The 20306-nt window shown below is 46.8% G+C and carries 18 protein-coding genes; 17 read left to right on the top strand and 1 reads right to left on the bottom strand.

Annotation, left to right across the window (positions count from 1 at the left end; genetic code table 11):
• Positions 1-14: 14 nt before the first annotated feature.
• The 16 genes from ACUJFL_RS15165 to ACUJFL_RS15090 all read left to right on the top strand — a co-directional run bounded on the left by ACUJFL_RS15165 (position 15) and on the right by ACUJFL_RS15090 (position 17778).
• Positions 15-1229 (top strand): IscS subfamily cysteine desulfurase, encoded by a 1215-nt coding sequence (locus ACUJFL_RS15165; RefSeq protein ID WP_226751087.1) that lies wholly within the window; start codon positions 15-17, stop codon positions 1227-1229.
• 36 nt (positions 1230-1265) lie between these two features.
• Positions 1266-1649, top strand: a complete 384-nt coding sequence (iscU, locus tag ACUJFL_RS15160) for a Fe-S cluster assembly scaffold IscU (protein WP_226751088.1) — start codon at positions 1266-1268, stop codon at positions 1647-1649.
• A gap of 6 nt (positions 1650-1655) precedes the next feature.
• Positions 1656-1979 (top strand): iron-sulfur cluster assembly protein IscA, encoded by a 324-nt coding sequence (gene iscA, locus ACUJFL_RS15155; protein ID WP_226751089.1) that lies wholly within the window; start codon positions 1656-1658, stop codon positions 1977-1979.
• An 18-nt stretch (positions 1980-1997) separates the two neighbouring features.
• The gene (hscB, locus tag ACUJFL_RS15150; RefSeq protein WP_229586541.1) at positions 1998-2522 is read left to right on the top strand and encodes a co-chaperone HscB; all 525 of its coding nucleotides are present in this window, start codon (positions 1998-2000) and stop codon (positions 2520-2522) included.
• 7 nt (positions 2523-2529) lie between these two features.
• Positions 2530-4386 carry a Fe-S protein assembly chaperone HscA gene (gene hscA / locus ACUJFL_RS15145; RefSeq protein ID WP_445425417.1) on the top strand — a complete coding sequence of 619 codons (1857 nt, stop codon included), beginning with the start codon at positions 2530-2532 and terminating at the stop codon, positions 4384-4386.
• A gap of 3 nt (positions 4387-4389) precedes the next feature.
• On the top strand, positions 4390-4728 hold the full coding sequence (gene fdx / locus ACUJFL_RS15140) for an ISC system 2Fe-2S type ferredoxin (protein ID WP_226751092.1): 339 nt from the start codon (positions 4390-4392) through the stop codon (positions 4726-4728).
• 160 nt (positions 4729-4888) lie between these two features.
• Positions 4889-5320 carry a nucleoside-diphosphate kinase gene (ndk, locus tag ACUJFL_RS15135; protein WP_226751093.1) on the top strand — a complete coding sequence of 144 codons (432 nt, stop codon included), beginning with the start codon at positions 4889-4891 and terminating at the stop codon, positions 5318-5320.
• 140 nt (positions 5321-5460) lie between these two features.
• Positions 5461-6588, top strand: a complete 1128-nt coding sequence (locus ACUJFL_RS15130) for a bifunctional tRNA (adenosine(37)-C2)-methyltransferase TrmG/ribosomal RNA large subunit methyltransferase RlmN (protein WP_445425416.1) — start codon at positions 5461-5463, stop codon at positions 6586-6588.
• A gap of 21 nt (positions 6589-6609) precedes the next feature.
• Complete coding sequence (gene pilW, locus ACUJFL_RS15125) at positions 6610-8667, top strand: type IV pilus biogenesis/stability protein PilW (protein ID WP_445425415.1); 2058 nt, start codon at positions 6610-6612, stop codon at positions 8665-8667.
• On the top strand, positions 8660-9640 hold the full coding sequence (locus ACUJFL_RS15120; protein ID WP_445425414.1) for a RodZ domain-containing protein: 981 nt from the start codon (positions 8660-8662) through the stop codon (positions 9638-9640). Before pilW ends, ACUJFL_RS15120 begins: the two co-directional genes overlap by 8 nt.
• The gene (gene ispG, locus ACUJFL_RS15115; RefSeq protein WP_226751097.1) at positions 9640-10740 is read left to right on the top strand and encodes a flavodoxin-dependent (E)-4-hydroxy-3-methylbut-2-enyl-diphosphate synthase; all 1101 of its coding nucleotides are present in this window, start codon (positions 9640-9642) and stop codon (positions 10738-10740) included. The genes ACUJFL_RS15120 and ispG overlap by 1 nt, the downstream gene beginning before the upstream one ends.
• 101 nt (positions 10741-10841) lie before the next feature.
• Positions 10842-12107, top strand: a complete 1266-nt coding sequence (hisS, locus tag ACUJFL_RS15110) for a histidine--tRNA ligase (protein ID WP_445425413.1) — start codon at positions 10842-10844, stop codon at positions 12105-12107.
• Positions 12108-12127: 20 nt separating this feature from the next.
• Positions 12128-12757: a YfgM family protein gene (locus ACUJFL_RS15105; RefSeq protein WP_226751099.1), complete on the top strand. Its 630-nt coding sequence runs from the start codon at positions 12128-12130 to the stop codon at positions 12755-12757.
• Positions 12758-12766: 9 nt separating this feature from the next.
• Positions 12767-13954: an outer membrane protein assembly factor BamB gene (bamB, locus tag ACUJFL_RS15100; protein ID WP_445427912.1), complete on the top strand. Its 1188-nt coding sequence runs from the start codon at positions 12767-12769 to the stop codon at positions 13952-13954.
• Between the two features lie 73 nt (positions 13955-14027).
• Positions 14028-15503: a ribosome biogenesis GTPase Der gene (gene der, locus ACUJFL_RS15095; RefSeq protein WP_226751101.1), complete on the top strand. Its 1476-nt coding sequence runs from the start codon at positions 14028-14030 to the stop codon at positions 15501-15503.
• 16 nt (positions 15504-15519) lie between these two features.
• A complete protein-coding gene (locus ACUJFL_RS15090) occupies positions 15520-17778 on the top strand; it encodes an arginine/lysine/ornithine decarboxylase (protein WP_226751102.1) in 2259 nt (752 codons plus the stop codon).
• A gap of 255 nt (positions 17779-18033) precedes the next feature.
• Here the strand turns inward: ACUJFL_RS15090 and ACUJFL_RS15085 are convergent, their stop codons facing one another.
• On the bottom strand, positions 18034-18603 hold the full coding sequence (locus ACUJFL_RS15085) for a gamma-glutamylcyclotransferase (protein WP_445425411.1): 570 nt from the start codon (positions 18601-18603) through the stop codon (positions 18034-18036).
• A gap of 269 nt (positions 18604-18872) precedes the next feature.
• Between ACUJFL_RS15085 and ACUJFL_RS15080 the strand changes: the two genes are divergently transcribed.
• Positions 18873-19799, top strand: a complete 927-nt coding sequence (locus ACUJFL_RS15080; protein ID WP_445427911.1) for a tetratricopeptide repeat protein — start codon at positions 18873-18875, stop codon at positions 19797-19799.
• Positions 19800-20306: the final 507 nt, after the last annotated feature.

Here is a 20306-nt window from a genome sequence, read left to right as displayed (position 1 = left end):
CAACGGAGCAAACCATGAAGCTACCAATATATTTAGACTATGCTGCAACAACCCCGGTTGACCCGCGGGTTGCAGAAAAGATGATGCAATTTTTGACAATGGATGGCCAGTTTGGTAACCCAGCGTCACGCTCGCATCGTTTTGGCTGGCAAGCTGAAGAGGCGGTAGAAATTGCACGCAGTCAGATCGCCGACTTAGTCAATGCTGATCCACGTGAGATCGTGTTTACCTCTGGTGCCACTGAATCAAATAATTTAGCCATTAAAGGTGCGGCCGAGTTTTACCATAAAAAAGGTAAACACCTGATCACGGTCAAAACAGAACATAAAGCGGTATTAGATACTATGCGCCAATTGGAGCGCGATGGCTTTGAAGTGACCTATCTAGATGTTGAAGCCAACGGTTTAGTCGATTTAGCGAAGCTAGAACAAGCCATCCGCCCTGACACCACGCTCATCAGCATTATGTTTGTCAACAACGAAATTGGTGTGGTGCAAGATATTGCGGCTATCGGTGAATTATGTCGCAGTAAAGGGATTATTTTCCATGTTGACGCGGCGCAAGCAACCGGCAAAGTAGCGATCGATTTACAAACCTTAAAAGTCGATTTAATGGCCTTCTCTGGTCATAAAACTTACGGACCGAAAGGCATTGGTGCTTTGTATGTGCGGCGCAAGCCACGCATTCGTTTAGAAGCACAAACGCACGGTGGTGGTCATGAGCGTGGTATGCGCTCTGGTACTTTAGCTACGCACCAAATCGTCGCGATGGGCGAGTCTTTCCGCATTGCTAAAGAAGAAATGGCTTCTGAAAATATCCGAATCACCGCGTTACGTGATCGCTTATGGAATGGCATTAAAGATATTGAACAAGTTTTCTTAAATGGCGATGCCGAACATCGCGTGCCAGGGATCACTAACATCAGCTTTAACTATGTTGAAGGTGAGTCTTTAATCATGGCATTAAAAGACATTGCGGTATCGTCAGGTTCTGCCTGTACGTCGGCCAGTTTAGAGCCATCTTATGTGCTGCGCGCACTGGGCTTAACTGACGAACTGGCGCACAGTTCCATTCGTTTTAGTATTGGCCGTTTCACCACGGAAGAGCAAGTTGACCACACTATTAAGATCGTGCATGCCGCTATCGATAAATTACGTGAAATGTCGCCGTTATGGGATATGTATAAAGACGGTGTCGATTTAAACACTGTGGCCTGGGTGGCGCACTAAACACTAGGCGCTATCGCCACAACAGAGGGTATTAACATGGCTTACAGCAATAAAGTTATTGATCACTACGAAAATCCACGCAACGTTGGCGCTTTTGCTAAAGATGATCCAACCGTTGCCACCGGCATGGTGGGTGCGCCGGCTTGTGGTGACGTAATGAAACTACAAATCAAAGTCAATGAGCAAGGCATCATCGAAGATGCGAAGTTCAAAACGTACGGTTGTGGTAGTGCTATCGCTTCAAGCTCACTGGTTACTGAGTGGGTAAAAGGGAAAACCTTAGATGAAGCACAGCTAATTAAAAACACTGATATTGCGCAGGAACTCGCTTTACCACCGGTGAAAATTCACTGCTCAATTTTAGCTGAAGATGCTATTAAAGCCGCTATCGCAGATTATAAACAAAAGCACGGAGGCTAATGCCCGATGGCGATTTCAATGACAGCAGCGGCGGCCGAGCGGGTCAGTAGTTATCTGCATAATCGCGGTAAAGGTGTTGGCCTGCGCGTTGGTGTTAAAACCACTGGCTGTTCTGGATTGGCATATGTACTGGAATTTGTTGATGAGTTGAACGACGATGATCAAGTGTTTGAAGATCATGGTTTAAAACTCATTGTTGATGGCAAAAGCTTGGTATATATCGACGGCACGCAGCTTGATTTTGTTAAAGAAGGCCTAAATGAAGGTTTTCAATTTAACAATCCGAACGTCAACGGCGAATGCGGTTGTGGCGAAAGCTTTACAGTGTAATGCAGACCCTGAGGTAGCATGAATTACTTTCGGTTGTTTGATTTACCTGAGACATTTGAACTGGATCTAACCGAATTAGGTTCGCGTTATTTGTCGTTGCAAAAGCGTTTTCACCCCGATAATTTTGCGGCCGGCTCTGAGCGTGATCGCTTGATGTCGGTGCAGCAAACGGCCAACATTAACGATGCTTATCACAGCCTAAAGCAGCCTTTGCTGCGGGCTGAGCATATGTTAGCGTTACGTGGTTTAAAAATTAGCAATGAACAGCGAAGTTTTACCGACCCGCTGTTTTTAATGCAGCAAATGGAATTGCGCGAGCAACTAGCAGAATTACAAGACGAGGCCGATCCAGAAGCGGCCTTGTTTGCTATTGAGCAACAGATCCAGCAGCAACGCAAACAGCTATTAAAGGCGTTAAGCGAAGCCCTGGTTGAGCAGAGCGCTGAACAAGATCAGCTCGCCGCCGAGTTGGTGCGTAAATTAAAATTCTTTTATAAACTGCAGCAAGAGCTGGAGTTAATCGAACAGCAACTACAAGACTAATTTCACTATGGCTTTACTACAAATTGCAGAGCCGGGCCAAAGTGCGGCCCCGCATAAACATCGGTTGGCCGCAGGCATTGATCTGGGCACCACTAATTCCTTAGTTGCAACGGTACGCAGTGGTGAAGCAAAAACTTTGCTGAACCAAGCCGGCGAATCGATGGTTCCTTCCGTGGTTCGTTACACTAAAGACGGTGTGCAAGTCGGTAGTGCTGCCGAAGCCGCTGCCGTTAGCGATGCTGAAAATACGATTGTTTCGGTTAAGCGTTTAATGGGCAAGGGCTATCAAGAAACGCTGGCTTTAGCCAATGCGCTACCTTACCGCTTAGTGGAGCAAACCGGCTTAGTCGCTATCGAAACGGTACAGGGTATCAAAAACCCGGTAGAGATCTCTGCTGAAATTCTGGCTACTTTAGCGAATACCGCCAGTGAAACACTCGGTGGCGAACTGAATGGCGTAGTCATTACCGTACCGGCTTATTTTGATGATGCGCAGCGCCAAGCAACCAAAGATGCGGCGAAGCTAGCCGGTTTAACCGTACTGCGCTTATTAAATGAGCCAACAGCGGCAGCCTTAGCTTATGGCCTCGACAGTGGCCAAGAGGGCGTCATTGCCGTTTACGATTTAGGCGGCGGTACCTTTGATATCTCCATCTTACGTTTGCGTCGTGGCGTGTTTGAAGTACTGGCGACCGGGGGTGACTCAGCTCTCGGTGGTGATGATTTTGATCAAGCCATTGTTAGCGAATTGAAAGAACGTAGCGGCCAAACTGATTTATCCTTTAGTGCTCAGCGCCAATATCAGCAGCAAGCTCGGGCCTTGAAAGAAGCATTAACCGATAAGGCCAGTTTCGATTATCATTTTACTGCTGATCAACAAGAGGTTAAGGGAACTTTAACCCGTACTGAGTTAGATCAGTTAATTCTGACGTTGGTGAAAAAAACCATCCGGGCTTGCCGTCAAACCCTTCGCGATGCTGACTTAACCACCGATGAAGTGTTAAAAGTGGTTATGGTCGGTGGTTCAACCCGAGTCCCCCTTGTCAGGCAGCAAGTAGCAGAGTTTTTTAATACCGAGCCATTAACCAGTATCGACCCTGATAAAGTGGTGGCCTTAGGCGCGGCTATTCAAGCCAATGTGCTGGTGGGTAATAAAGCAGACAATGAAACCTTATTGCTTGATGTGATCCCACTGTCGTTAGGCATTGAGACCATGGGTGGGTTAACCGAAAAAATTATTCCACGCAATACGGTGATCCCGGTTTCGCGTGCCCAAGAGTTTACTACCTTCAAAGATGGTCAAACGGCGATGGCGATTCATGTCGTGCAAGGTGAACGTGAATTAGTCGAAGATTGCCGTTCTTTAGCACGCTTTGAATTACGCGGTATTCCTCCAATGCCTGCCGGTGGTGCTCATATTCGAGTAACCTTTCAGGTTGATGCCGATGGTTTGCTCAATGTCAGTGCCGAAGAAAAATCGACCGGTGTGCAAGCTAGTATTCAAGTGAAGCCGTCTTATGGTTTAAGTGATGATCAAATTGCTAGTATGATCAGTGGCTCGATGCAGCACGCCAGACAAGATATGCAGCAGCGCTTGTTGCGTGAGCAGCAAGTTGAAGCAGAACGAGTCATTGAAGCCGTTAGTGTGGCGTTAGCCTCTGATGCGGCGTTACTTGATGAGCAGAAGCAAGCCGACATTAAGCAGGCGTTAGCCACCTTAAGTGAGTTACGTCAGCAACAAGATACCGCGGCCATTAAAGCTGCCATAGAACATACCAACCAGTTAACAGATGAATTTGCAGCCCTTCGCATGGATAAATCTATTCGTTTAGCGCTGCAAGGTCATAAGGTAGATGAGGTCTAAGTTATGCCACAAATCGTATTTTTACCCCATGCCGAATTATGCCCTGAAGGCGCGGCTCTCGACGCTAAAAGTGGCGAAACGGTATTAGATGTTGCATTGCGCAACGGTATTGCCATTGAACATGCTTGTGAAAAGTCTTGTGCCTGTACTACCTGCCATATTGTGGTACGTGAAGGTTTTTACTCGTTAAACGAAAGTGACGAGTTAGAAGAAGACATGCTGGATAAGGCTTGGGGTTTAGAGCCGGAGTCTCGCTTAGGTTGTCAGGCGCGAATTGCCAATGACGACTTAGTGGTTGAGATCCCGAAATATACCCTGAATATGGTCAGCGAAGGGCATTAAGCCCCGCTAGCGCTCTGCGCTGTCTAGTCGCAGCACAGAGCGCAGTAAGTGTGTTACCTCACTAGGCAATCTTTTCTTCAAGCTAGGTTTTTTATAACTTTTAGCGTATAATTTGCCGCCCAAATTTTTTAACCCTTTATTAGATTAATAGGAGCCAGACATGGCCTTAGAACGTACTTTCTCTATCGTAAAACCTGATGCCGTAGCCAAGAACCATATCGGTGCTATCTACAGCCGTTTCGAATCTGCAGGTTTACGCATTGTTGCTGCTAAGATGTTACACTTAAGCCAAGAACAGGCTGAAGGTTTCTACGCTGAGCACAAAGAGCGTCCATTCTTCAATGCATTAGTTTCTTTCATGACGTCTGGCCCAGTAATGGTTCAAGTGTTAGAAGGTGAAGATGCCGTTCGTAAAAACCGTGAAATCATGGGTGCTACTAACCCGAAAGATGCTTTCGCGGGTACTTTACGTGCAGATTTCGCTGCTAGCATCGACGAGAATGCGGTACACGGTTCTGACGCTGCTGCTTCTGCTGCACGTGAAATCGCTTACTTTTTCACTGAAGCTGAGCTGTGCAGCCGCACACGTTAATTTTCAGCGTTTAGTGAACAAACAAAGGGGGCGCGAGCCCCTTTTGTGCATTAATGCCCTCACTGCGGTGAGCATGACGACAATAGCGTAAGTTATTGTTCTGAAAAGATAGTTATATTGGTTAGCAGGAGTATCCTGGAATGAGTAGCTCATCCACTTTAGTTAATTTGTTAGATCTTACCCGATCGCAGATGCAGGAATTTTTTGTCACGCTTGGCGAAAAACCGTTTCGTGCCGATCAGGTAATGAAGTGGATATACCATTACTGTGTCGATGATTTCGACAAGATGACCAATATTAACAAAAAGCTGCGCGATGTTTTAAAAACGTGCTGCGAAATTAAAGCCCCGGTAGTAGCGACGCGGCAAGATAGCGCCGATGGCACTATCAAGTTTGTGATGGCCTTAGCGGGTGGTCAAGAAGTTGAAACCGTTTGGATCCCCGAAAAAGATCGCCGTACACTTTGTGTTTCTTCACAGGTGGGTTGTGCGCTAGATTGTTCATTTTGCTCTACTGCGCAGCAAGGGTTTAACCGTAATTTATCTGTCTCAGAAATCATCGGTCAGGTTTGGCGTGTTTGCCAAATTATCGGCAGCTATGGCGATACCGGTGTAAAACCCGTTACCAATGTGGTGATGATGGGCATGGGCGAGCCACTACTAAATTTGAATAACGTTGTGCCTGCGATGGAACTGATGATGGAAGATTTCGGTTTTGGTTTATCTAAACGTCGTGTCACTTTAAGCACTTCGGGTGTTGTGCCCGCGTTAGATTTATTGCGTGAGCGTATTGATGTCGCTTTGGCTATTTCGTTACACGCCCCCAATAATGCTTTACGGGATCAGTTGGTGCCAGTCAATAAAAAGTACCCTATGGAAGAGTTTTTGGCGGCTTCGCGCCGTTATGTTGCGCAATCAAAAGCCAACGATAAAGTCACCGTAGAGTACGTTATGCTTGATGGCATCAACGACAGCATGGAGCAAGCGCATGAACTGGCTAATGCTTTAAAAGAAACGCCCGCTAAGATTAACTTAATTCCATTTAATCCATACCCTGGATCGCCTTATAAGCGTTCGAGCAATTCTAGGATTGATCGTTTTAACAAGGTCTTACAAGAACATGGTTTTACTGTTATGGTACGTAAAACCCGAGGCGATGATATTGATGCGGCATGCGGGCAGCTGGTTGGTGATGTTATCGACCGAACTAAACGTTTAATGAAAAAGCAGCAAAAAGGTGAGTCAATCACAATAAAAGAGCTGCAATAACAAAAGGGAACGCCAGTGGTAATGCAGAGATTTCCTGTTGTCACCGCGCTTACGGCATTGTTAATACTCTCAGGATGTGTTTCTGAGAGCACTTATGTTGCGAATGAGCGCCAGGTTAGCCAGCGCAGTGTGGATAACACCGAAGCGGCTAGAACCCGAATTTCGCTAGGTTTAAACTATTTGCGTCGTGGCGATACAACGCAAGCGCTTTATAATCTTGAGCGTGCCAAAACGATGGCACCTAATTTGCCAGAAGTGTTTAACGCCCTGGCTTATTATTACCAATCGGTGGGTGAACATACTCAGGCTGAAAACGCTTACAAGCAAGCGATTGCTAAAGATTCAAACAATGCGGATGCTTACAATAACTATGGTGCATTTTTATGCCAAATAGGAAAGTACGCTGAGGCTGAACAGCTGTTGTTATCGGCCATTTCCAAGCCCGGTTATATCCGCGTAGCGGAAAGTTACGAAAATTTAGCCCTGTGTCAGTTAGAACAAAACGGTTTTGAACAAGCCCGAACCTATTTAGGGTTTTCTATCTCACACAATGGCACGCGGATAAGTGCGTTAATCAACAGTGCTTCGGTTAACTATGCCATGGGCAACTTAATTGATGCCAAAGCCGATTTGCAGCGTATTCAACGTTTAGGCCGTGTCTCTGCGCGCAGCACTTTATTAAATTATTTGGTGTCTGAAAAGCAGGGTGATATGGCAACCATGCGCCATGCCGAACAACTATTGCTGACACTGTATATTGATACGGCTGAAGCCAAATTGCTGTTACAGCAACGTACATTGGATAGCGAGTTTGAGCAGTTGCGTGAACGCTACAAGCAAAAACTTCTGGCTAGCATTCAACCTGTGGTTACTGATACACCTGCCGCCAAACAACAGCGGCAACCGGTGGCTAACCCGCAGTTGCGGATACGACGCAAATCGACCGAAGCCGAGCCGGTTAACGATACGCCTGTAGCGAATACGCCTGCTGCTGCGCTAAGCCATAACCTTACACCGCCCACTGCGGCGGTAACGCGTCAGCCAGAGCCGACGCATTCGGTGGCGGATATTGCTAACAGCTTTAGTGCGCAACAAACCAAGCCGGCTGAACTTCCACCGGCTTTACCGGTTGAGCATGTGCTGTTAAATGACGAAACCGTGAATGCTGCCCACAATACATCGGCTGCCACAGCTGAAGAACTCAGTGCTCAAGCTGCGCTCATCACGCAAAACGAGCCCAGCAACAAGACCACAACACCGCGCAGCGATCCGGCGCTGCAAGCAACAAAACTGGAAAGCGCCGTTACTGCGCAACCAAGGTTAAACCCTGCTACAGCCACCAGTGCTGCTCCTGAAGCGCAGCTTACTGCTGTGTCTAATACTCCCACTGCGAGCTCCCAACAAACGGCGCAAGAGCCGTCAGCGGTTACGCCTGCGCTTGACACCAAGAAGGCATTAGAAACATTAACAACAGCAGCTGTGGATAGCGCTGCGCCAAGCATGATGTCAACTGAACCAGCCGCCACGCTGACCGTTCAGCCTGATCCTTTAACGAAACAAACCATGGTGGATACTGCAGAGCCCGCTGTTACAGCGAATTTACCTGCCGCTGATCCTGTTGCGTCATTGCAACCTATCTCTTCTGCACAGCCAACCATAACGATGCCACAAAGCAATAATGAGCTTATTGCTGATATCAGTGATGTGCCTTTTCATCAAGTCGCCGAGGGCGAATCACTTCACAGCATCTCGATAAATTACAATATTTTATTAACCCGCCTGCAAGAGTGGAACGCCTTAACGCCAACCTCTAAATTGCGGGTAGGACAAAAAATCTGGTTAGCTCCGAGTGATGCCCCGCCAGATTCGGGTGCACCGCCAGTGCGATTGGCCAATGCGCAGCCAGTCGATGAATATTTTCATCTGGTTGCTGAAGGTGACACTATGTTTGCTATTTCGTACCGCTATAATATTCGTTTAGAGCGGTTCATGGCCTGGAATGCATTAACGGAACAAAGCCGTTTAACCATCGGGCAAAAACTTTACATTGTGGATCCGGCATCAATTAATCATGACTAATGACGAACAACTTGAAGCGAGCTCAGCACCTGAATTGACGGTCGGTCAGATCTTACGGCAAACACGTGAGAAGCGCGGCTTATCTCTAAAGGATGTAGCACAACAACTAAATTTAAAAGCCGAAGTGTTGCAATGCATAGAAGCCGATGAACCTGATAAAAACATCCTGCCGACCTTTATGCGTGGTTATGTTCGTGCCTATGCGCGGCATTTAAAATTACCTGAGTTGCCGCTACTAAAACAGTTTGAACAGGCGCACCATGTCAAAAGTGCACCGGTGAAAACCATGAAAACCTTTTCTAATCGGCAGGCCAAGCAGCAAACTGAAGCTCGCTTTATGTGGCTGACTTATTTGATTGCCGCTATTTTACTGGCCTCGTTAGCCATTTGGTTTTGGCAGGGCTCGCGTGATTTTGTCACAAGCGATAGCCTACCGACCAGCAGCACAACGCCCGCGCTGACAGAATCGAGCGGGACTATTCCACTTACGCAAACCGCATCACAGCCTAGCAGCTGGGAGTCACCACCAGCGGCCAATAACGTAGCAGATAACAGCAATGAGCCAGAAAGCTTAGTGAGCGAGTCGGTAACGCAAAGCGATTCGTCTGCATTACCCAGCAGTGTGCCCATGGTTGAGCTGGCAGCGCCCATTACCGACACGCTGCTTGCGCCAGAAAACAACGAACTGGCCACAGAATCTTTTGGTGACAGTAACGACAGTGGTTTAGATCGGTTAAAAATGACGTTTGCCGAAAACTGCTGGATTGATGTTGTGGATGCCAGTGGCGAGCGAGTTGCTTATGGCACCAAGCAAGCTGGCTACATTATGGAACTGAATGCCAAGGCACCGTTTGTGATTACCTTAGGCAATCCCAGCGTGGTCGCCATCGAATTAAACCAACAGCCTTATGATATGTCGAAATATCCTGGAGGCCGTGTTGCCAAATTTACTTTGTCAGGACAGAACGAATAATGTTTGCAGAAAATCCGATTAAACGTCGGCAATCTACTCAAATTAAAGTAGGAAATGTATTAATTGGCGGTGATGCGCCAATCGCCGTACAATCAATGACCAATACTCGCACTACGGATGTTGACGCGACCGTGGCACAAATTCGCGCAATTGCAGCTGCTGGTGCTGATTTAGTGCGTGTTTCAGTGCCAACCATGGAAGCTGCCGAAGCCTTTAAGCTGATTAAACAGCAATCGCCAGTGCCTTTAGTTGCCGATATACATTTTGATTATCGAATCGCTTTAAAAGTGGCTGAGTATGGTGTTGATTGTTTGCGCATTAATCCGGGTAACATTGGCAAAGAAGATCGTATTCGCGCGGTGGTCGATGCCGCTAAAGATTACAATATTCCCATCCGTATTGGTGTGAATGGCGGTTCCTTAGAAGCGGATATTCAAGAGAAATACCGTGAGCCGACGCCCGAAGCGCTAGTAGAATCAGCTATGCGGCATGTCGATATTCTGGATCGCTTTAACTTCGACAATTTTAAAGTCAGCGTAAAAGCCTCCGACGTGTTCTTAGCCGTCGGCGCTTATCGTTTACTGGCAAAGCAAATTAAACAACCACTGCATTTAGGCATTACCGAAGCAGGTGGCGCAAGAGCCGGCGCAGTAAAATCGGCCATTGGTTTAGGAATGTTATTGGCAGAAGGTATCGGCGATACACTGCGCATTTCATTAGCGGCCGATCCGGTTGAAGAAGTTAAAGTGGCATTTGATATTTTGAAATCGCTGCGGATCCGTTCGCGAGGTGTTAATTTTATTGCCTGCCCTAGTTGTTCACGTCAAGAATTCGACGTGATTAAAACCATGAATGAGTTAGAGCAACGTTTAGAAGATATTGTTGATCCTTTAACGGTGTCCGTGATTGGTTGTGTCGTCAATGGCCCGGGTGAAGCGTTAATTTCAGATCTGGGTGTGGCCGGCGCCAATCGTAAAAGTGGCTTTTATATCAACGGCGAGCGGCAAAAGCTGCGGTTGGATAACGGGCAAATTGCTGAACAACTCGAGTTTCAAGTACGGCAGTATTTGCAACAACGTATCGCAGTAAAACAACTCTAAGAGTAGGATGCTTGGTGTTTTGCGGCGCAGGCTCTATAATCCCTGCTTTTGCAGACACCTTAGCGGTGCTCTTTGCGTAATAGTTAAACGGAAGCATTATTTTGGCTAAGCAAATTCAGGCAATTCGTGGTATGAACGATTGCCTGCCGCAGGATTCTGGTCTGTGGCAATATGTAGAACAAGTCCTTCGCGACACCGCGGCTAGCTATGGTTACAGTGAAATTCGCTTTCCCATTGTGGAGATGACCGAGCTGTTTAAACGCTCTATTGGCGAAGTCACCGATATCGTTGAAAAAGAAATGTACAGTTTCAACGATCGCAATGGCGACAGCTTAACCTTACGACCAGAAGGCACTGCCTGCTGTGTGCGTGCGGGTAATGAGCACGGCTTACTGTATAACCAAGAACAACGCCTGTGGTACACCGGCCCGATGTTTCGTCATGAACGGCCGCAAAAAGGCCGCTATCGCCAATTTCACCAATTTGGCTTAGAAGCTTTTGGTATTGGCAGTGCTGATATTGATGCGGAAGTGATCATCTTAAGTGCGCGTTTATGGCAAAAGCTGGGTTTAACCCCTTATGTGAGCTTAGAGCTGAACTCATTAGGCTCGAATGAAGCGCGCGCGGCCTATCGTGATACCTTGGTAGCCTATTTAGAACAGCATAAAGATCTGCTGGACGAAGACAGCTTGCGTCGTTTGTACAGCAACCCTTTACGGGTGCTGGACAGCAAAAACCCGGCCATGGCCGAGATGCTGGCCGCCGCACCAAAGCTAGCCGATCATTTAGATGCAGAGTCAACAGCGCATTTTAATCAATTACAAGCACGCTTAACTGCGGCGGGTATTAGTTTTACCATTAATCCTCGCCTTGTGCGCGGCTTAGACTATTACAATCGTACCGTGTTTGAGTGGGTAACCACAGAGCTGGGTTCGCAAGGTACCGTGTGTGCCGGTGGTCGTTACGATGGTTTAGTCGAACAGCTTGGCGGCAAACCTACGCCGGCCGTTGGTTTTGCTTTAGGTTTAGAGCGCTTGATTTTATTACTGCAAACATTAGAGTTAGCGCCAATATTAGCCCCAACCGCAGATATTTATCTGATGGCAATGGGTGAGTCTGCGGAACTTGCAGCTGTTAGCGTTGCCGAAAGGCTGCGTAGCGATTTGCCGACCAAACGTGTTATCTTGCACTGCGGTGGCGGCAATCTAAAAAAACAATTTAAAAGGGCTGATAAATCAGGTGCCGAATTAGCACTGATTTTAGGCGATGAAGAACTGGCCCGTGGCGAAATCACCTTAAAATGGTTACGTCAGGATCAGCCACAACAAACCTTGAAACTGAGCGAATTGGCTCAGCATCTGGCCTGAGAGCATAACGGAGTAGTTAGGTGGAAATTTACACAGACGAAGAACAACAGGTTGAAGCCCTCAAACGGTTTTGGAATGAATATGGCAAAGCTATTTTTGGTGGTGTAATTATTGGTGTAGCTGCCTTGTATGGCTGGCGCTTTTATCAGGCTGAACAGCGAGCTAGCGCCGAAGCCTTATCCAACAGTTATGCTCAACTGGTGCAAAAACAAGCCAGTGAGGATGATTTCTTAGCTGAAGCGCAAACTTTTATTAGCGAGCAAGGTAATAATAATTATGCCGTGTTCGCGGCGTTATTAGCGGCGAAAGATGCGGTGACCGCTGAGAATTTTGCCGAAGCGATTAAGCAGTTAAGCTGGGTACAGCAAAACAGCAAAGACGCTAGCGTTAAGGCGATTGCTCAGTTACGTTTAGCTCGTGTACAACGTCAAACAGGTGACTATACCGGCGCTTTAGCAACCTTAGAGCAAGCTGTACCATCCAGTTTTGTTGGGCAACAAGCAGAGCTGAAAGGCGATGTGTTACAAGCTACGGGTGATTTAGTCGCGGCGAAAGCGGCTTATCAAGTCGCCTTTAGCAATGCCGGCCAAAATACGCAATTATTGCAGATTAAACTTGATGAGCTGGCGCACATCACCGCTGCGAACTAAGGGGCCGATATGAAATTTGCCTTAAAACATGCGGCGTTGGCGTTGATTTCGCTAACGTTGATTGCTTGTTCTAGCAAAGATAAATTAGTACTGCCCGATATCGAAAATCGCATTAGCCCCAAGAAAGTGTGGTCGATGCAAGTCGGTGACGGCGTTGGCCATTACGAATCAGGCTTAAAGCCACTGATTTTAGATGACAAAGTGTTTATGGCCAGCCGTGAAGGCATCGTGGTGGCAGCAGATCTAGCCACAGGCAAACGCTTATGGACCTTTGATCTACGCCAAAACGCGCAAGTGTCTGCTTGGCAAAAATTAAATTTAAGCTGGTCTGAAGGTAATGCCCGCATTGCTGGTGGTATTAGCCAAGGTTACGGCAAGCTTTTTTTAGGTACTGAAAATGGCGAAGTGGTTGCGCTTGATGCGGTTACGGGCAGTTTAGTTTGGCGTGCGCAAGTGCCGGGTGAAGTGTTAGTGAGTCCTGCGGTTGGCGATGGCTTTGTGGTAGTTAAATTAGGTACCGGTACGCTTTTGGCATTAAACCCAGATGATGGCGAGCAGCGTTGGGTGTTTGAAAACGAACAGCCTCCTTTAACGATCCGCGGTGTCAGCGAGCCGGTTATTGAAAGCGGCGGCGTTATTTACGGTAATGCGAATGGTCGTATCGGCGTATTGTTAGTGGATCGTGGTTTCCAAGCTTGGGAAGAAACGGTTGCGACACCTAAAGGCAGTACCGACTTATCACGTTTGGTCGATGTCGATGCTAAGCCGTTAGTCGTTGGGGGGACAGTTTACACTATCGCCTTTAACGGTGAGTTATTTGCACTAGATCTGCGTTCGGGTCAGCAATCTTGGAAGCGCGATTATGCCAGTTTCCGCAATATGGCGATCAGCGGTTCAGTGATTTATCTGGTCGATTCTGAAGGTCGTATTTATGCGGTCGATCGTCGTAATGGGTCGGAGATCTGGAGTCAAACCGGTTTACATAAACACTTTTTAACTGGCCCTACCGTGTATAAAGACTACCTGGTTATCGGTGATAGCAAAGGTCATTTGCATTGGTTTGATCGCAACACTGGTGACTTTGTTGCCAGACAAAGCTTTGATGATTCGGGCTTTTATCGTGAAGCTGTTGCCAATAATGACTATATAATCGTCACAACTCGTGATGGTGAGCTAGTATTATTACAAACGCCTTAAACTGCGTATTAATCTACTTAACAGAAAACAGGCCTAAACTGAGGCCTGTTTTCTTATTTTTGAGGTTGACTAAATGTTACCTGTAGTTGCCCTGGTTGGGCGCGCCAATGTTGGCAAATCAACACTGTTTAACCGTTTAACCCGCACCCGCGATGCGCTTGTTGCTGACTTTCCGGGATTAACACGTGATCGCAAATATGGCTCGGTCAACTTCGAAGGCATGGAGTTTATTGTGGTGGATACCGGTGGTATCGACGGCAATGAGCACGGCATTGAAGTCGAAATGGCTGATCAATCGTTAAAAGCCATTGCTGAAGCCGATGTTGTGCTGTTTCTTGTCGATGCACGCGCCGGTTCAACGGTGGGCGATCAAGCGATTGCGGCTCATATTCGTCGGGTCGAAAAACCCGTCTTTTTGGTTGCCAATAAAACCGATGGTCTAGACGCAGATACCGCCGTTGCCGACTTTTACAGTTTGGGCATAGGCGAAGTTTATCCCATAGCGGCTGCACATGGCCGAGGTGTTTCTTCCTTGTTGCAACATGCCTTATTGCCGTTCTTGCAACAACAAAAAGACGAAACGGCTAGCGAAGATTCTGTGATCAGTGATTACACGGATGTCTCTGAAGAGGACGCTGCCGCAGAAGCGGCCAGACTGCGTTCTGAACATATCAAGTTAGCCATTGTTGGCCGGCCTAATGTGGGTAAATCGACACTGACTAACCGTATTCTGGGTGAAGAGCGGGTAGTGGTGTTCGATATGCCGGGTACCACCCGTGACTCAGTGTATATTCCGATGCAGCGTAATGAGCGTGATTACACCTTGATTGACACTGCGGGTGTGCGTCGCCGTGGCAAGATTGATGACATGGTCGAGAAGTTCTCGGTTGTTAAAACATTGCAAGCGATTGAAGATGCTAACGTGGTCATTTTGGTATTAGATGCTCGTTTAGGCATTTCAGATCAAGATTTGAGTATCTTGGGCTTCGTATTGAATGCCGGGCGTTCCTTAGTGTTAGCGGTTAACAAATGGGATGGCTTAAACGACGGTGTGAAAGACGAAATTAAACGCGAGTTAGATCGTCGCCTTGGTTTTATCGACTTTGCCCGCTTACATTTTATTTCTGCTCTGCATGGTTCTGGCGTGGGTAATCTATTCGACTCGGTTGAAGAAGCCTTTGATTCTGCCACGAAACGCGTTAGTACCTCGTTATTAACCCGCATCATGAAAATGGCGCAAGAAGATCACCAGCCACCGATGGTGCACGGTCGTCGCGTTAAATTGAAATATGCGCATGCCGGTGGTTATAACCCACCGATTATTGTCATTCACGGTAACCAAGTAAAAGATTTACCGGACTCGTATAAGCGTTATTTGATGAATTACTACCGAAAAGCGCTGCAAATGATGGGTACGCCAGTGCGTATAGAATTCCGTGAGGGTGAGAACCCCTATACGCCCACTAAGAAAAATACTGAGACTGCGCTGCAAAAGTACAAGCGTGAGCGCTTAATGAAAGCCCGTCAAAAAGTGGCTAAAAAAGATTAACAGCAAGGACTAACAGATGAAATTCCGTTTTCCGGTTATTGTAATAGACGAAGATTTCCGCTCAGAAAATATTTCAGGTTCGGGTATTCGTGATCTCGCCCAAGCGATTGGTGGCCATGGTTTTGAAGTAGTGGGTTACACCAGCTATGTTGATTTAACCGCTTTTGCCCAACAAGCGAGCCGCGCATCTTGTTTTATTTTGTCGATTGATGACGAAGAGTTTGGCAGTGGCAGCAACGATGATGTGAATAAAGCGCTGATTGAGCTGCGTGCTTTTGTTAAAGAAGTGCGTAAGCGCAATGCCGATATTCCGATTTTTTTGTACGGTGAAACCCGTACCAGTCGGCATATACCGAATGATATTTTGCGCGAGCTACATGGTTTTATTCATATGTTCGAAGATACGCCTGAGTTTGTCGCGCGGCATATTATTCGTGAAGCTCGTAAATATTTAGACGCCTTAGCGCCACCATTTTTCAATGCGCTGATGGATTATGCCCAAGACAGTTCATACTCATGGCACTGCCCAGGTCATTCTGGTGGCGTGGCATTCTTAAAAAGCCCGGTTGGCCAAATGTTCCACCAATTCTTTGGTGAAAACATGCTTCGGGCTGATGTGTGTAACTCGGTAGATGAATTAGGCCAACTGCTTGATCACACTGGGCCTGTGGCCGAAAGTGAAGCGAATGCGGCGCGTATCTTTAATGCCGATCATTTGTTCTTTGTCACAAACGGGACCTCCACCTCGAATAAGATGGTGTGGCACTCTGTGGTGGCACCCGGTGATATCGTGGTGGTTGACCGTAACTGCCATAAATCGATTTTACACTCGATCATTATGACCGGTGCTATTCCGGTGTTTTTAATGCCCACCCGTAACCATTACGGCATTATTGGGCCTATTCCGAAAAGTGAATTTTCGCCCGAAGCCATTGCCAAAAAGATTGAAGCCAATCCGTTCGCTCGCAATGCCAAGAACAAAAAACCGCGTATTTTAACCATTACTCAAAGTACCTATGACGGTATTTTGTATAACGTGGAAGAAATTAAGCAAGAGCTGGGTTCGACCATCGATACGCTGCACTTTGATGAGGCGTGGTTACCGCATGCCAGCTTCCATGAGTTTTATCATGAAATGCATGCTATTGGTAAAGATAGACCGCGCTCGGAAGAAACGCTGGTATTTGCTACGCAATCTACCCATAAATTGTTAGCCGGTTTATCTCAAGCTTCGCAAATTTTGGTACAAAATGCCGAGAAGCGTAATTTAGATACCCACCGCTTTAATGAATCTTATTTGATGCACAGCTCGACCAGCCCGCAATATGCCATTATTGCTAGCTGTGACGTGGCTGCGGCGATGATGGAAGCACCCGGCGGCACGGCGCTGGTGGAGGAGTCGTTGTTGGAAGCCATCGATTTTCGTCGGGCGATGCGCAAAGTCGATGACGAATTTGGCGATGATGATTGGTGGTTTAAAGTATGGGGCCCCGATATTCTGCCAGACGAAGGCATTGGCCATCGCGAAAAGTGGGTATTACATGCCACTGATAGCTGGCACGGTTTTGGTGATATCGAGTCAGGCTTTAATATGCTGGACCCCATCAAAGCCACTATCATCACCCCTGGCATGAACTTACATGGCCAGTTTGATGAAACCGGTATTCCGGCGGCAATTGTCAGTAAATACTTGTCTGAGCACGGTATTATTATCGAGAAAACCGGCCTGTATTCATTCTTTATTATGTTTACCATTGGTATTACCAAAGGTCGTTGGAACTCTATGGTGACCGAGTTACAGCAGTTTAAAGACGATTACGACCAAAACTTGCCGTTATGGCGCGTCATGCCAGAGTTCGCGGGTAAGAACAAGCGTTACGAAAAAGTCGGTTTACGCGATCTGTGTCAGCGCATTCACAATATGTATCGCAAGTATGACGTGGCCAAAGTGACTACTGAAATGTACTTGTCACAAATTGATACTGCCATGACACCCGCCGATGCTTGGGCGAAAATGGCGCACCGTGAAATTGAGCGAGTGTCGATTGATGAAATCGAAGGGCGGGTAACGGCCATGTTAGTGACGCCGTATCCACCAGGTATTCCACTGATGGTACCAGGCGAACGTTTCAATAAAACCATTATCAACTACCTGAAGTTTACCCGTGCCTTCAATGGCGAGTTCCCCGGTTTTGAAACCGACGTGCACGGTTTAGTGCGTGAGTTGGTCGACGGTGAAGTGAAGTACTTTATTGATGTGGTAAAAGAAGCTTAAGCAAAACTGCTATTGCGTTATTTAAATCAAAGGTCGCCTTGTGCGCAATGCAAGTCAGTTAAGCATGACCTGTTTGCTCTAAATCAACCGTTGAAGGCCATGGATGGCCGGAATCGAGCCTCAGGGATGATTCATGGCGTGTTGATGTGAGCAAACTGCGTCATGCTATACGTTAAACTGATCGGTATTAGCCTAATGCGACCTTTTTTTATGCGTTTGATTTAAACTCGCAGGCTTATGTTAATACATGGTATCTCACGCTAGCAGGTTTAACAGTTCTCGCTCTATCGCAAATACATGCTCATCATGTTCACCCAACTCACGTAGCGAAGCGGCCAGCTGCAGTAAATACTCGCTATTCGGGCCACTTGGGCCAGCACTTACCGCAATATGTGCCGCAATGGCCGCATCACTGTCTGGGCCTAAATAAGCTTCATTATCGGCGCTGGCTAAATAGACCAAGCCTGTTGTTTGGCCGGGCTCATCTTGCCAATGTAATTCAGTAAAAAAGCGCAGATAACCATTCTTCTCACGATGGTCTAAGTGAGTAAAAGTTTGAGGCGTCACCTGATAGGCCATGCCAGCACAGCGCTCACCAGGGGCTTCTATTAGCGTTAAAACACGACCAGGTGTCTCTGGTGTACCACGATGATCATGTGAGCCTTGCCAAAAACGGCGCTGCCAGCCATAAATACAGGCAGGCTTGCGCTGTAGATAAGGAAAATCTGCCTTATAAATCAATGAGCCATAGCCAAACAGCCACACCGACTCGAAGTGATCAAGTGGCTGGCGTTGCTGATTTAAAGCGATGGTATTGTGTGACATAGCACTCCGTACAGCTGAAATTAAAAATGTTCTTAATCATTAAGCGTAACAATTCGCTGCTCATAAAACGATAATAAGTATTTGAGAATATCACAAAGCAGCCTGTTTCGAGTTTTTGCCAGAAAGTCGTTTTGGGATTTCACCCTGCAATAAATTAGATGTCTAGTTAAATGTAAGTGAATTAATTTAATTATTTTGTTACTTAAGGTTGCTTTTTTGGATTTGCGAGCCTAATGTTTAATCAGGTTTTTTATTGATAAGGATTGAAGATGAAGCATTTTAATAAACATTTATTATTAACTGGCTTAGTGGTTTTGCCTTTTTTGTTTCCCTTACAAGTACATTCAAATGCTCAGGTCTCCACTCACTTACTGTGTAGCGATGATCAGTGTGAAAGTGAAATTGTTAAACTCCATAAAATGGCGCGTTACAATAACTACCCTGCAATGACCTTACTCAGTATGATCTACGCGACAGGCGACGGCCGTGAGGTTGATCACAAAAAAGCGTTAAGCTACTTAGAGCGTGCAGCGGGGAGTCAACACCCGATGGCCGTGTTTACCTTATCGGAATGGTATCGAGAAGGTTTTGTTGTAGAACAAAATTTAGCACAAGCTGATGCATTATTAGCGCAAGCGGTATCACTTGGACATGTGTCTGCACAGTATAAAAAGACTTTATTGTTATTACAGCAGGCTGATGCCGCCAATGCCGATGAAGCCAACGTTTTTGCAAATGAAGCTATCACCTTATTGCAACAGGCCAGTGACCAGCGTTCCGTTGAAGCGATGTTTTTGCTAGCGAGGTTGAAACAGCAAGGTCTCTTTACCCAGCTTGATTTAGAAGGCGCTGCTCAGCTTTTTAAACGCCTAATGATATCGGGCCATGAAGCCTCCAGACCTTTCTTGCAAGAAACGATTGCCATGCTGGCAACGAAACCCGACACCGCAGGGTTAGTGGCCAATTTACAGCAAGCTTATGCAGTAGAGGTCATTAAGGTGTCAACCAATGACCTCAATCCCGATTCCATATTATCCGATGTAATTGCACAACTTCAGCGTAAAGGTGTTTACTCTAAAGGCAGTGCATCAATGGTGACTACCGCTTGTGGTGTGAGTTTTAGCTGTAATGCTTTTGCCGCAGAAATGGGGCCCAAGTTAACTAATCAAGTTATAACCGGTGAACCGAAGCGTTAACGTTTTTGCCGTTGGCGAGGTACTTTCTTTTGCGTCGCCAAAAGAAAGTACCTAAAGAAAATGCGACCACTTCCCTCGAAAGCCCTACTGCCCCTGCTATAGCCCAAGGCGAAAAGGTTACTCTTGCGGCGCAGCAGCGCCGCACTCAAACATCCGTTAAGACCTTGACCAACGATGTACAGTCGGCTCGCCACAGAGAGGGGAAACCTTTGAGGTCAGAAACAAATCTTTTCGCAAGGTTGCCCGGCTTGTAAACTAATGGGATTAACAGTAATAAACTGTCATGGCTTTTGAAAAACATTTGGGTGGAACTGAACGAGTTAACAGCGAAGTCAACGTTGGCTGGGGACGTCTTTTTCAGGGATGAAAAAGAGGAGCATACAGGGACGTATTTACCGCGTGCTCCAGCCGACTGTTTACGCAGCGTTTAACGTTTCGTAAGCTTCAAACTTTAAGTCAGATACCGAAATACTTCGTTTTCGCCATTGGCGAGGCACTTTCTTTTTT

The sequence above is a fragment of the Alishewanella sp. HL-SH05 genome (assembly GCF_052655985.1).
This window is presented reverse-complemented; position numbering and strand designations above follow the sequence as displayed.

Excerpts from the sequence above, each read along its gene's own strand:
- fdx (WP_226751092.1), top strand. The coding sequence starts at position 4,390 with ATGCCACAAATCGTATTTTTACCCCATGCCGAATTATGCCCTGAAGGC.
- der (WP_226751101.1), top strand. The coding sequence starts at position 14,028 with ATGTTACCTGTAGTTGCCCTGGTTGGGCGCGCCAATGTTGGCAAATCA.
- ACUJFL_RS15130 (WP_445425416.1), top strand. The coding sequence starts at position 5,461 with ATGAGTAGCTCATCCACTTTAGTTAATTTGTTAGATCTTACCCGATCG.
- ACUJFL_RS15090 (WP_226751102.1), top strand. The coding sequence starts at position 15,520 with ATGAAATTCCGTTTTCCGGTTATTGTAATAGACGAAGATTTCCGCTCA.
- ndk (WP_226751093.1), top strand. The coding sequence starts at position 4,889 with ATGGCCTTAGAACGTACTTTCTCTATCGTAAAACCTGATGCCGTAGCC.
- iscA (WP_226751089.1), top strand. The coding sequence starts at position 1,656 with ATGGCGATTTCAATGACAGCAGCGGCGGCCGAGCGGGTCAGTAGTTAT.
- hscA (WP_445425417.1), top strand. The coding sequence starts at position 2,530 with ATGGCTTTACTACAAATTGCAGAGCCGGGCCAAAGTGCGGCCCCGCAT.
- ispG (WP_226751097.1), top strand. The coding sequence starts at position 9,640 with ATGTTTGCAGAAAATCCGATTAAACGTCGGCAATCTACTCAAATTAAA.
- ACUJFL_RS15080 (WP_445427911.1), top strand. The coding sequence starts at position 18,873 with ATGAAGCATTTTAATAAACATTTATTATTAACTGGCTTAGTGGTTTTG.
- ACUJFL_RS15120 (WP_445425414.1), top strand. The coding sequence starts at position 8,660 with ATGACTAATGACGAACAACTTGAAGCGAGCTCAGCACCTGAATTGACG.
- iscU (WP_226751088.1), top strand. The coding sequence starts at position 1,266 with ATGGCTTACAGCAATAAAGTTATTGATCACTACGAAAATCCACGCAAC.
- pilW (WP_445425415.1), top strand. The coding sequence starts at position 6,610 with ATGCAGAGATTTCCTGTTGTCACCGCGCTTACGGCATTGTTAATACTC.
- bamB (WP_445427912.1), top strand. The coding sequence starts at position 12,767 with ATGAAATTTGCCTTAAAACATGCGGCGTTGGCGTTGATTTCGCTAACG.
- hscB (WP_229586541.1), top strand. The coding sequence starts at position 1,998 with ATGAATTACTTTCGGTTGTTTGATTTACCTGAGACATTTGAACTGGAT.
- ACUJFL_RS15165 (WP_226751087.1), top strand. The coding sequence starts at position 15 with ATGAAGCTACCAATATATTTAGACTATGCTGCAACAACCCCGGTTGAC.
- ACUJFL_RS15085 (WP_445425411.1), bottom strand. The coding sequence starts at position 18,603 with ATGTCACACAATACCATCGCTTTAAATCAGCAACGCCAGCCACTTGAT.